We start from the raw sequence: 13134 nt of genomic DNA on the forward strand, positions 1-13134 counted from the left end.
GCAAATAAAGAATTGATAACAATAAACAAATGTATTTGGGGCTTATGGCTAGTGTTAGGACTTTTGCCAGCCTGTACCAGTACAAAGACATTAGGCTCAAAGGTCAAGCTAACTGAGGTAGGCGAGGGCTGGGCCAATAACTCTATCAATGCAGTTATTTTTCGTCGAAATTCTATCACGACCTACAAGAATACACAGTTTATTGCTTATTACGGCCCTGATAGCCACTTAATATTGGGTAAGAGAAAGCTTGGTAGTGATCAATGGGAGATCAATAAAACAGCCTACACCGGAAATACAGCAGATGCACACAATACCATCAGTATTGCGGTGGATGGGGAAGGATATCTTCATGTAAGCTGGGATCACCATAATAACCCCTTGCGCTATGCGAGAGGCAAATACCCTTTGAGCCTGGAGTTAGGAGAAATGGAATCGATGACTGGAGCATCTGAAAAAGATGTCACTTATCCTGAATTTCATAACCTGCCTAATGGTGATCTGCTATTTTTTTATCGTTCAGGAGAATCAGGAAGAGGGAACCTGGTGATGAATCGATATGATATACAGACCAAAAAGTGGAGACAGCTTCACGATAATTTGATCGATGGGGAGGATGCTAGAAATGCATACTGGCAAGCATGCGTGGATGGCAATGGTACCATCCATCTCTCTTGGGTCTGGAGAGAAACATGGGATGTATCCACCAATCATGATTTGGCTTATGCCAAATCTGAAGACGGGGGGCTTACCTGGCAGAAGTCAACAGGAGAACACTATGTATTGCCCATCAATTTGGAGAAGGCGGAGTATGCATGGAGAATTCCACAAAATAGTAGCTTGATCAATCAGACGGCGATATATGCCGATGAGAATGGCTCGCCATTTATTGCTTCCTATTGGAATGAAAACGGAAAAACACAATACCAGATAATTTTTAAACAAGGGCAAAATTGGGAAAGAATCAGTCCCGACTTTAGGGCATCTAACTTTCAGCTTGGAGGAGGAGGAACCAAGCGCATTCCTATTTCCCGCCCTCAGGTTTTGGTAGATAATAACGGAAGTAACAGCCGCCTTTACTTGCTTTTCAGAGATGAAGAAAGAGGGAATAAAGTGTCCATGGCTTTGACAGAATCATTGGAAAATATCAACTGGGAAATTGTGGATTTGACTAAGGACAGTGTCGGACAATGGGAACCATCCTATGATATCGAATTATGGAAAGAAAAGCAGCAACTTCATCTTTTTGTCCAGAAAGTAGAACAAAAAGATGGTGAAGGTTTGGCGGAAGGAATTATGAATCCTGTGAAATTAATGGAAGTAAAGTGATAAGAATTAATCAAATTAAGATAACCAAAATGAAGAAGGGTTTTTATGGTCTAATGTTATCAGCGGGAATGCTGTTGGGAGCTTGTGGGCAAAGCAGTAAGGGGAATGTGAAACAAACACCCTCATTGACCGAAAAGGAAGTATTGGGTGCTCAAATCAGCAAAAGTTTAAGTAGGGCTAACGAGCAATATAAATATATGATGGAATTGCTTCCGGAAGGGAAGTTTCCGAAAACTTACCATGCCAAGACGGATAAGTTCGAGGGAAGTGGATCAGGTTGGTGGTGCAGTGGGTTTTATCCTGGAACCCTTTTGTATTTGGACGAATACAAAAAGGATGAAGTGCTGAAAAATGAGGCCATTAGATCCTTGGGCTTATTGGAAAAGGAACAATTCAATACCAGTACCCATGATTTGGGATTTATGATGTATTGTAGCTTTGGAAATGCCTACAGATTGGATCCTAAGCCAGCATATAAGGAAATTATGATCCAAAGTGCCCAATCCCTTGCCAGCAGGTTCAGTGAAAAGGTGGGCGCCATCAAAAGCTGGGATTCCAGAGAAGGAGACTTTTTGGTGATTATTGATAATATGATGAACCTTGAGTTATTGTTTTGGGCTACTGAAGCAACAGGGGATTCTACCTATTTCGATATTGCGGTGCAGCATGCGGATACTACCATCAAAAATCATTTTAGAGAAGATTATAGCTCTTATCATGTGATCAATTATGATCCTGAGACGGGTGAGGTAAACAGAAAACGCACAGCTCAAGGATATGCAGATGAATCAGCTTGGGCTAGAGGTCAAGCATGGGGATTGTATGGTTATACCGTAATGTACAGGGCTACTAAAGAGCAGAAATACTTGGATCAAGCCAAGGCAATAGCCAAGTTTATTCTTGACCACCCTAATTTGCCAGAGGATAAAGTTCCTTACTGGGATTTTGATGCGCCAAAGATTCCCGATGAGTTAAGGGATTCTTCAGCTGGTGCAATTATGGCTGCTGCGTTATTGGAATTGTCTGATTATGTAGATGGGGAATTAGCGGAAAAATATAATGATAATGCCCAGCAAATGCTCACTACATTGACTACTGACGAGTATATAGCTGCTAAAGGAACCAATGGCGGCTTCTTATTGAAACATGGCGTTGGACATATTCCGGAAAATTCAGAGATCGATGTGCCATTAACCTATGGAGATTATTATTTGGTGGAGGCCATGCTGAGGTATCTTAATAAATAATGCTGATTTAATCGTTGAATTGTAAAATATAGCTTGATACAAATGAACAAGGATTCATTAGCCTTGGGAAATATTTTTGCATATATTTAAGTGTTAAAAATACAGTTAAATATTTCGACGTCAATTAACGTTTTCTGTAGTATGAAAAACCTATATAACCTATCTGGCTTGCTAGCGATGGTGACATTACTGTTCATTAGCTGTAAGCCCCAAAGCCAAGCGCCCGAGGCCTATCTATTTGCTTATTTTACTGGCAATGGACCGGGAGAGGAATCCGTGCATTATGCCATTAGTAAAGATGGATTTAACTACAGGGCGCTAAATAATAACAAACCAGTAATCAGTGCAGATAGTATCAGTCTCAGGGGAGGGGTTAGAGATCCTCATATCCTAAAGGGCGAAGATGGAATGTTTTATATGGTTTTGACAGATCTCTACGTTCCTGAAGATGGCTGGGCCAATCAGGGCATGGTCCTTTTAAAGTCTAAGGACTTGGTGAATTGGACGCATAGCACAGTTCATATTCCTGATGTATTTCCAGAAGAATTTGCGGATGTAAAGCGGGTATGGGCACCGCAAACTATTTATGATCCTACTGAGGGTAAATACATGGTTTATTTTTCTATGCTGCAGGAAGGTGGGGCTGATATCATCTATTACGCCTATGCCAATGAAGACTTTACCGGACTGGAATCTGTACCTAAACAATTGTTTTTCCACCCTGAAGGGAAGTCTTGTATAGATGGTGACATTATCCATCATAATGGCAAATATCACTTGTTCTTTAAGACTGAAGGTCACGGGAATGGTATTAAAAAAGCTGTTTCGGATAAGTTGACAGAGGGTTATGCGATGGAGGACGATTACCTTCAGCAGACCAATGAAGCAGTGGAAGGTTCGGGGATCTTTAAGCTGAATGGCAGTGATAAGTATATCCTGATGTACGATGTTTATATGAAAGGAGCCTATCAATTTACGGAAAGCACTGACTTGGAGAACTTCAGTATTATTGATGATCAAGTGAGCATGAATTTCCATCCTAGGCATGGTACCGTTTTACCCATCACGCTTGAAGAAGTGACTCGTTTGGTAGAGGCTTTTGGTATAGATGAACAAAACTGGATTCTCCGTGCCAATGATGAGCAAATCTATGGAAACAATGTCATGCTTGACCAAGAAAATAGTAGTATATACTTGCCGGTTAAGTATGATGTAGAACTGGATAAAGTGGATCCGCAATTTGAGCTTTTTGCCGGTTTTCATATCAGCCCCCAAGGTCCTCAGGATTTTAGCAATGGACCAGTGGATTATACTTTGACCCTTCCAGATGGTACCGAGAAGGCATTTCAAGTAAAAGCAAGAAAAGACCATAACCCTGTACTCAAGGGATATTATGCTGATCCCGAGATCATCTATTCTGAGAAAACCGGGAAATTTCATCTTTACCCCACCAGTGATGGATTCACAGGTTGGTCGGGTACTTATTTTAAATCATTTTCCTCTGAAGATCTAGTGAACTGGAATGATGATGGGGTGATTTTGGATTTGAAAAAAGATGTGGATTGGACCAGTAGAAATGCCTGGGCACCCTGCGCCATTGAAAAGAAGATAAACGGGGAATATAAATACTTCTACTATTTCACTGCTGGACAAAAGGTAGGTGTTGCAGTAGCGGATAATCCTTCAGGTCCATTTGTAGATTCAGGCAAGCCTTTGGTAGACTTTAGGCCTGAGGGTGTACGCGGTGGACAGGAAATTGATCCTGATGTATTTACTGATCCTCAAACTGGTAAGGACTATCTTTATTGGGGCAATGGCTATTTGGCTGCTGTGCCACTAAATGATGATATGGTCAGCTTTGACAAAAGTAAATTGAAGCTGTTGACTCCTGAGGATGGCACCTTCCGTGAGGGAACAGAGGTGTTTTTCAGAAATGGAAAGTATTATTTCCTATGGTCAGAAAATGATACTCGGAACGAGGACTATCGCGTGAGGTATGCCTTTGCAGATTCCCCTATGGGGCCATTGACCATTCCTGAAGACAATATGGTTATAGCTAAGGCGCCCCGAAAGGGGATCTTTGGAACAGGCCATAATTCTGTAATTCAAATACCTGGAAAAGATGAATGGTATATTGTTTACCATCGATTTACCCGTCCTCATGGTATTAAAATGGGCAGGGCTGCTGGATACCATAGAGAGGTTTGTATCGATAGGTTGACTTTTGATGAAGAAGGAAAAATCATCCAAGTTATTCCTACTGTTGAAGGGATTAAATAAGTAGTTAAATAATAAATAATACGGTTATTGATTCAAGGTTTTAGCGGGCTTTTCAATGTGTTTGGAAAGCCTGTTTTGTAACAAACCTGTCAAAAACCTCCTGTTTAATCAGCCAATTGACTTAATAATAAGTTCTTATATTTGGTTGTTTTTCAATGCGGATGTCAAAGTATAGGACATTGCGCCCAAAATATACCAATTAACCAAACCTATTAAAATGCAACTAAAACAACTTTTGATGACCGGAAGTATGCTGGCCTTTTTCACAGGCTCGCTACTCGCCCAATCAGACCAGAATGAATGGGAAAGCCCAGGTGTTCTGGACCGCAACAAAGAAGCCGCCAGGGCTTTTTTTATTACCTACCCAACCGCGGAAAAAGCAGTTGAGGGAAATAAGGAAACCAATGAGACTTATAAAAGCCTGGATGGTCTTTGGAAATTTTCCTTGGTGAAACGCCCCCAAGATCGGCCTACCGACTTTTATGAGCTTGATTTCAAAGATCAACATTGGGATCAGATCAAGGTGCCATCAAATTGGGAATTGGAAGGATATGATATTCCTATTTATACCAATGTAACCTATCCTTTTCCTGCAAATCCACCCTATGTGGACAACCAATATAATCCCGTAGGAACTTATAGAAGAAGTTTTACCATACCTGCAAACTGGAATGGGAAAGAAGTGATCCTGAACTTCGGATCTATTTCTGGTTATGCTAAAATCTATCTCAATGGAGAAGAAGTGGGCATGACCAAGGCGGCCAAAACGCCAGCTGAGTTCATTATTACTGATTACCTCCAAGGTGGAGAAAATACCTTGGCCGTACAGGTATTCAGGTGGCATGATGGAAGCTATCTGGAAGATCAGGATTTCTGGCGTTTGAGTGGGATAGAACGAACAGTGTTCCTTCAAGCTGTTCCTAAGTTGACCATCTGGGATTATTTTGTTAAAAGTGGTCTAGACGAAAGGTATAGACATGGCAAGTTAGATGCTGTGGTTAATCTCAGGGCATTTGGGGACAATGATATCCCTTCAGCTAAGCTAGAGTTTGAGCTGATGGATGCGAATGGTAAGGTAGTGTTCGAAGAGGAAAAATCAATCAATGATTTTGCTCAGGAAGTGAATTTTGCAAGTACCATCAGGAATGTAAAGCAATGGAGTGCAGAGCATCCCAACTTATACAGGTATATTATTAAGTTGACAGATAGTCAAGGGGAAACCCTTGCTGCTGTAAGCCAAAAAACAGGTTTTCGTACCGTAGAAATCAAGGATGCCCAGTTGATGGTCAATGGCAAATCAGTCCTGGTCAAAGGAGTAAACAGACATGAACACCATGAGACCAAAGGCCACGTACCTGATCGTGAAATCATGCTGAAGGATATTCAGTTGATGAAGCAGAATAACTTTAATGCTGTGCGAATGAGCCACTATCCACATGCCTCAGAATGGTACGCCCTATGTGATGAGTATGGTCTTTATGTTGTAGATGAGGCAAATATCGAAACCCATGGAATGGGAGCTGAGTGGCAAGGAGGCTTTAATAAAGAGCGTCACCCTGCATATAGGGAAGAGTGGGCTCCAGCACATTTGGATAGAATTCATAGATTGGTGGAAAGGGATAAAAACCATCCATCTGTGATCATTTGGTCCATGGGTAATGAATGTGGCAATGGACCGGTGTTTTATGAAGCCTATAATTGGATGAAAGAGCGGGATGAATCGAGGTTGGTCCAGTTTGAGCAGGCAGGAGAAAATGAAAACACAGATATTGTTGCTCCGATGTATCCAGGCATTGGTAGCATGAAGCGCTATGCTGAGGCTACGGATAAAACAAGGCCCTATATCATGTGTGAATATGCCCATGCCATGGGAAACAGTACCGGTAATTTTCAGGAATACTGGGATATCATTATGGGCAGCAAGCAGATGCAAGGTGGATTTATCTGGGATTGGGTAGATCAGGGACTGTTGACCAAAGATGATAATGGCAATGAATTTTGGGCCTATGGAGGTGATTTGGGAGGTTATTTCTTGGTGAACCAGGAAAATTTCTGTGCCAATGGCTTAGTGACAGCAGATAGAAGACCACATCCAGGTCTCAATGAGGTAAAGAAAGTTTATCAGAATATCCTTTTTGAAAAGAACGATGATGGACAGATTGAAATCGAGAATTTATTTGATTTTACCAATTTAGAGGAATATGCCTTTAAATGGGAGTGGTTAGAAAATGGAGAAGTGGTAGAAACAGGTGAATTTGAGGTGGAGCTGGCCCCTCATGGCAAAAAGACCGTTCAATTGGATTTGCCTGAGTTGGGTGAAGTAGAAACGTTCTTGAATGTATATGCTTACACCAGAAAATCGAGTCCTTTGATCCCTGCTGGCCATGAAGTGGCGAGGGAGCAGTTCCCTTTTAATGAGGGTTATTATTTTGCCAATATTACTGCGCCTTCAGGAGACCTTGACTGGGAAAAAGATGGTGATATACTAAAGTTTTCTACTAGCAAAGTAATAGGAGAATTTGACCTTAATAGGGGCAGGTTTAGAAAATATACCCTGAAGGATGGTGAACCTTGGTTGATCAGGGATTTTCCAAGTCCTTATTTCTGGAGAGCTCCTACGGACAATGACTTTGGTAACCATATGCCTTCCAGACTGGGTGTTTGGAGAGCTGCTCATATTGGTCAAAAAGTGGAGGAAGTAAATATTGGAGAAGAGAATGCTGAAGGACTGCCTATTTTGGTGAAATATGAATTGACCAATATCGCTGCACCTTATACAGTAGAATACCTTATCCAAAAAGATGGATCAGTAAAGGTAACAGCTGCTTTGGATTTGGAAGGAAGGGAATTGCCGGAATTGCCAAGGTATGGTATGCGTATGCAATTGCCCGGTAGAAATGACAGCTTCTCCTATTATGGCCGTGGCCCATGGGAAAACTATAGTGACAGAAAGCATTCCTCTTTTGTGGGGCATTATGAAGATAAAGTGGCCAATCAGTTTCACTGGGAGTATATCAGGCCTCAGGAGTCAGGTAATAAAACCGATGTCCGCTGGTTGGAGTTAAGGAATGATCAAGGACAAGGGGTACAGATCCAGGGTATGCAGCCGTTAAGTGTGAGTGCATTGGATGTGAAAACCGAGGATTTGGATCCAGGCTTAAATAAAAAACAACAGCATCCCACGGATATCAAAACGCACAATTCAGTTTTCTTACATATAGATTGGAAACAACGTGGATTGGGTGGAGACAATAGCTGGGGACAATATCCTCATAGGGAATACCTCTTGACCGATCAGCAATTTGAATACAGTTATGTGATCAGGTTAGTGGACTAGTAGTCTTGAGTCTCTAGTCTTGAGTATGGAGACATGAGGCAGCGAATTGCGGAGGACTAAACCTGCCAGGTTTCAAAACTTTAAAATCCAAATGGGGACTTTGAGGGCAATAAACCTGGCAGGTTTGATACAGATTGTCATATAGAAAAATAAAAGAGCCAAGTCCGAATCAACTATTGATTCGGACTTGGCTCTTTTCGTTCTTTTATTCAATTTCCCCACTTTTAACTGGTTCCAAGTCGTCAAGCTCCTCCTCAGTGAGCATCCGGCTACGGATCATAAATCTTTTTCCATAGGGGATTTCCAGTGAGAAACTCGCCCCTCGGCCATCGGTGACATCCAAGGTCAGGTGGGTGTGCTTCCAATATTCAAACTGGTCCTTGGACATGAAAAAATCACATCCATGGATATTGCCCATCCAGACATCAGAAGCTCCTGTCTTAAACTCTCCCTTGGCATAGCACATGGGGCTGGAACCATCACAGCAGCCCCCACTTTGGTGAAACATCAAGGGGCCGTGGTCAGTTTTTAGCTGGTCAATTAATGCTATTGCTGAATTGCTGATTCCTACTCTTTGATAAGCCATGATAAATTGTTTTGATGAAACAAAAGGGAGCTGCGTCCACTCAGCTCCCTTATTACCCAAACAATACTCCTAGAAGAATCCTAGTTTATTTTTATCATAAGAGATCAGCATATTTTTGTTCTGGCGATAATGGTTGAGCATCATCAGGTGCGTTTCCCTACCGAAACCAGATTTTTTATAGCCCCCAAAAGGTGCATGTGCAGGATAGGCATGATAGCAGTTGACCCAAACTCTCCCGGCTTTGATGGCCCTTGGGACTTGGTAAGCTTCATGGGCATTTCTGGTCCATACACCAGCTCCGAGGCCATACAATGTGTCATTGGAAATCTCTATGGCTTCCTCTACATCCTTAAAGGTGGTGACAGAACTTACCGGTCCGAATATTTCTTCTTGGAATACCCGCATTTTATTATGTCCTTCCAAGAGGGTGGGTTGGATATAATAGCCGTTTTCCAAGCCACTATTCAAGCTGGCCGCTTTACCTCCAGTAAGTACCTCGGCACCTTCTTGTTTTCCTATATCAATATAGCTGAGGATTTTTTCAAATTGGTCTTTGGAAGCCTGGGCCCCCATCATGGTGTTTTTGTCCAATGGATGGCCCATTTGTATGGCCTCGGCTCGAGCGATGACCTTCTCCATAAAGACATCGTAAATTTTTTCATGGATGAGAATACGGCTAGGACAGGTGCAAACTTCCCCTTGGTTAAGGGCAAACATCACGGCACCTTCTATACATTTGTCCAAAAATTCATCATCCTCATCCATTACGGATGGGAAGAAGACATTGGGAGATTTGCCACCTAATTCCATGGTCACTGGATTGAGGTTCTCAGAGGCATATTGCATGATCAATCTACCCGTGGTAGTTTCACCGGTGAAGGCTACTTTTGCCACCCTTGGAGATTGTGCCAGCGGTTTGCCTGCTTCAGGGCCAAAACCGTTGACAATATTCACCACCCCATCAGGGATCAAGTCGCCGATCAGTTCCATAAGGACCAAGATGGAGGCAGGGGTTTGCTCGGCTGGTTTAACGACGGTGCAGCAACCTGCTGCCATGGCCGGAGCAATTTTCCAAGTCGCCATCAAAAGTGGGAAATTCCATGGAATGATCTGGCCGACGACTCCCAAAGGTTCTTTTATATTCATGGAAACGGTGAAGGCGTCCAGTTCTGCCACTGAGCCTTCCTCTGCTCTGATCACACCGGCAAAGTACCTAAAATGATCGACCACCAACGCCAGGTCAGCATTGATGGTCTCTCTCACTGGTTTACCATTATCAATGGTTTCTACGGCTGCTAGATATTCCAGTTTGTTTTCTATTCTATCAGCAATTTTGAGCATGACATTGCTTCTTTCAGTTGCGGAGGAAGAGCTCCATTTTGGAAAAGCTTTGTGGGCAGCGTCGAGTGCCAATTCGATATCGGCAGCCTTGCTCCTTGCCACTTTGGTGAATGCTTTTCCGTCCACGGGGCTGATTACTTCAAAATATTCTCCTCCCACCGGGGCTACAAATTTGCCGCCGATGAAATTGTCATAGTGGGGTTTAAATTCTGGTCGCGCCAACTGGGTAGCTGGCCTTTCTTGTGCGATAGTGGTCATATTATTTTGGGTTTTTGTACGAAGGACAATTTGTATAGGAATCATTAAAAAGCTTTTCAGGATAGTTTCATTGATTAGCACAATAATCTCATTTTTATGAAAGCTTTGGAGGATCGTCCCTTTTTGCCTAATTTATTGGAGAATAATTGAAGAGTTTAAAATGCTGGATGCCATTAATTTAAAGGAGAAATACAAAATCTTTAGCACGCCAAAATCTGAAGTGGAGCATAGGACTGCCCATCAGGCAGACCATGCCGTGCTGAATGTGTATGAAACCAGCAGGTTGGCCCATAGTTTTGATCTCCAGTTTGATAATCCTGTTATCGTAAGTATGATTCAGGGCAAGAAAATCATGCACCTGAAATCACAGGATGGTTTTGAGTTTTTGCCTGGTCAGTCTATTGTTATGCCTGCTTCAGAACTCATGTATATTGATTTTCCTGAGGCGACCCATAATGATCCCACCCAATGCTTGGCCTTGGAGATCAGTGAGGGATTTGTGCAGGAAACCATGGCTTGGCTGAATGAACACTTCCCAAAAGTGGATGAGGAAAAGTGGAGCTGGAGTAAGGATAATTTTTTGCTGATGAACAATCAACTGGTTCAGGAAAATCTCAATAGCCTGATCAGGGTGATGGTGGACAATGGCTTTGGAAAGCAAATGAAGGCCTCTAATACCACGCGTGAGTTGATCGCCAGTTTGATGCAAACGCAGGCCAGGCATTATCTACTTCAAAATGTCGATAAGCTCAGTACCAGAAACCGCTTGGCCCATGTGGTCCGCTTTATCCGCCAAAATCTACAGCAAAACTTGGATATAAATGGATTGGCCAGTCAGGCTTGTCTATCTCGCGCTCAGTTTTTCAGGGCCTTTCAAAGGGAATTGGGAGAAACCCCGGTTAGGTTTGTCAACAGGGAGAGGCTGGAGCTGGCCAAGAAGCAAATCCTCTGGAAGGGCAGCAATATCACCGAAGCCTGTTTTGAAAGCGGCTTTAGCAGCGTGAACTATTTTTCCAGAGTATTCAAGCAATTTGAAGGCATATCCCCAACAGAATGGAAGGAAAGGGAGTTGGTAAGGAAAAGGGCTTAATGAAGAATACAAGGTTTTGCAGCTTGTAGATGGTGGGCTTTAGAAGCTTTTTGCTTCTTAAAGAAAGACTGATTTTTATATTTCCTAAGTAACCCGCTGTACCCAAGGTGATGTTATGGGTTCTCCATCAATCTAAGTTCTGTTAAGAAGATTTACGACTACATTAATCATCATTTCCTTTTCTTCAGGTTTGCTTTCAGCAATTAGCAAGGTCAAAGCAACTAAGGCGTTTTCACTAATAATTTTTGTACCATCTGGGTGGTATAAACTTTTGTTTTTCTCCAAATACCAAATAAATAACCAGGCAGCAATTCGCTTGTTACCGTCTGAAAATGAATGGTTTTTGACTACAAAATATAAAAGGTGTGCAGCTTTTTCTTCTAAACTCCGGTACAGTTCGATTCCATCGAATGTTTGGTCGATAGCTGAAATCGAACTCTTGAAGGATTGATCTTTTTCATTTCCAAAAAGACTTGAGCCACCGAATCTTTTCTTCAATTCATCCATTGCAAGTTTTGCTTCCTCGTAGGATATTCTGAAAGTAGCTTGGATTGGGCTCTCTGGTAAACTTAGTCTTTGATGGTCATAATCATCCAAAATATCCAAAGCAGTCGAGAATTCAGCTAAAACTTCAAATATGCCTTTTGTCTGGTCGTCTGATCGAAGACTTTGGATTGTTCTATTTACCAGTTTAATTGTTTTTTGAAGCTCCAGCAATCTTTTTTCATTAGAAGTATAGCCTTTCACCAAATGATCTTTGATGATCTTGTTAGCCCAAATTCTGAAGGAAGTTCCCTTTTTTGAATTTACCCTATAACCAACGGAGATAATCAAATCCAAATTATAGATTTTTATCTGCCTCTTTACCGTTCTTTCGCCTTCCTGTTGAACTTGTGTAATTTTTGCACAAGTTGCCTTTTCCTCTAATTCAGAGTGCTTGTAAATATTACGGATATGTCTAACTATTGAAGTCCTATCTGTACCAAACAATTCAGAAATCTTATATTGATCCAACCAAAGAGTGTCATTTTCAAGAAGCACCTGAATAGAAGGAGCGTCTTGACCAGATTGGTAAATTACTATTTCACCTGTTTGCTTCATGAGCTAAACTTCGATTGCTGGTCTTCAATATACTTGATTTTGGCCTTTTTAAGTTCTTGGATCTCTTCATATTCCAAGTTTAATCCTATGTAGGTAGTGGAGAGATTAATTCGGTCATGAAAAAGAAGCAACCGCATCATTCTCCTTAGCTCAAATTTGTGTGAAGGCGTTTTTAATTGAAAAAATACCTTAACCTTTTTGTCAGAAGCCAAGAACTCCACGTAGTTATTCCCTCCTTGAGAATAAGCTGGGCCACCGTAATATCTAGCGATTGGATATATTTCAGAAAATAACAATTCGTCAACAACTTGAAACAGCCAAAACTTAAATTTATCTATTTCCAACCAATAATATGAATTGTTATTTACTCTAATTCTTTCTATACAGATTTCAAGGTCCCCTTCCAATTTCCCATACTTCTTTTCTTTTTCCAGAGAACCCCAATAGGCTGCATATAGGATCAATCCTAATATTAGGATTAGTGAGGTTCGAATTAAATAATCTATGGATGAAGATAAATCTAACCAATTGGATACAAAAGCGATAGTTATGAAAAGAAAATAAC

General features: G+C 41.6%; 9 protein-coding genes. 5 read left to right on the forward strand and 4 right to left on the reverse strand.

All coding sequences use genetic code 11. From position 1 onward, the window contains the following. Nucleotides 1-12: 12 nt before the first annotated feature. The 4 genes from KMW37_RS09825 (at nt 13) to KMW37_RS09840 (ending at nt 8193) form a co-directional block, all read left to right on the forward strand. A complete protein-coding gene (locus tag KMW37_RS09825) occupies nt 13-1329 on the forward strand; it encodes a BNR repeat-containing protein (RefSeq protein WP_246581426.1) in 1317 nt (438 codons plus the stop codon). Between the two features lie 29 nt (nt 1330-1358). After that, complete coding sequence (locus tag KMW37_RS09830; protein WP_215224442.1) at nt 1359-2576, forward strand: glycoside hydrolase family 88 protein; 1218 nt, start codon at nt 1359-1361, stop codon at nt 2574-2576. Between the two features lie 141 nt (nt 2577-2717). Further along, the gene (locus KMW37_RS09835; protein WP_215224443.1) at nt 2718-4856 is read left to right on the forward strand and encodes a family 43 glycosylhydrolase; all 2139 of its coding nucleotides are present in this window, start codon (nt 2718-2720) and stop codon (nt 4854-4856) included. Nucleotides 4857-5073: 217 nt separating this feature from the next. Continuing rightward, nucleotides 5074-8193, forward strand: coding sequence for a glycoside hydrolase family 2 TIM barrel-domain containing protein (locus KMW37_RS09840; protein WP_215224444.1), 3120 nt, complete (start codon nt 5074-5076; stop codon nt 8191-8193). 205 nt (nt 8194-8398) lie between these two features. On the opposite strand, the gene KMW37_RS09845 is transcribed toward KMW37_RS09840, so the two are convergent. Continuing rightward, on the reverse strand, nt 8399-8779 hold the full coding sequence (locus tag KMW37_RS09845; RefSeq protein WP_215224445.1) for a DUF779 domain-containing protein: 381 nt from the start codon (nt 8777-8779) through the stop codon (nt 8399-8401). Between the two features lie 69 nt (nt 8780-8848). Further along, entirely contained in the window at nt 8849-10378 is a 1530-nt protein-coding gene (locus KMW37_RS09850) for an aldehyde dehydrogenase family protein (protein ID WP_215224446.1), read from the reverse strand. A 160-nt stretch (nt 10379-10538) separates the two neighbouring features. On the opposite strand from KMW37_RS09850, the gene KMW37_RS09855 reads away from it, so the two are divergent. Beyond that, complete coding sequence (locus tag KMW37_RS09855; protein ID WP_215224447.1) at nt 10539-11468, forward strand: helix-turn-helix domain-containing protein; 930 nt, start codon at nt 10539-10541, stop codon at nt 11466-11468. Between the two features lie 132 nt (nt 11469-11600). Here KMW37_RS09855 and rhuM read toward each other — a convergent pair whose 3' ends face one another. Beyond that, nucleotides 11601-12569, reverse strand: coding sequence for a virulence protein RhuM/Fic/DOC family protein (rhuM, locus tag KMW37_RS09860; protein WP_215224448.1), 969 nt, complete (start codon nt 12567-12569; stop codon nt 11601-11603). Next, nucleotides 12566-13033, reverse strand: a complete 468-nt coding sequence (locus KMW37_RS09865; protein ID WP_246581427.1) for a hypothetical protein — start codon at nt 13031-13033, stop codon at nt 12566-12568. The genes rhuM and KMW37_RS09865 overlap by 4 nt, the downstream gene beginning before the upstream one ends. Between the last annotated feature and the right edge of the window lie 101 nt (nt 13034-13134).

Origin of the sequence: Echinicola shivajiensis (assembly GCF_018642165.1) — a bacterium.
GTDB classification, from domain to species: Bacteria; Bacteroidota; Bacteroidia; order Cytophagales; family Cyclobacteriaceae; genus Echinicola; species Echinicola shivajiensis.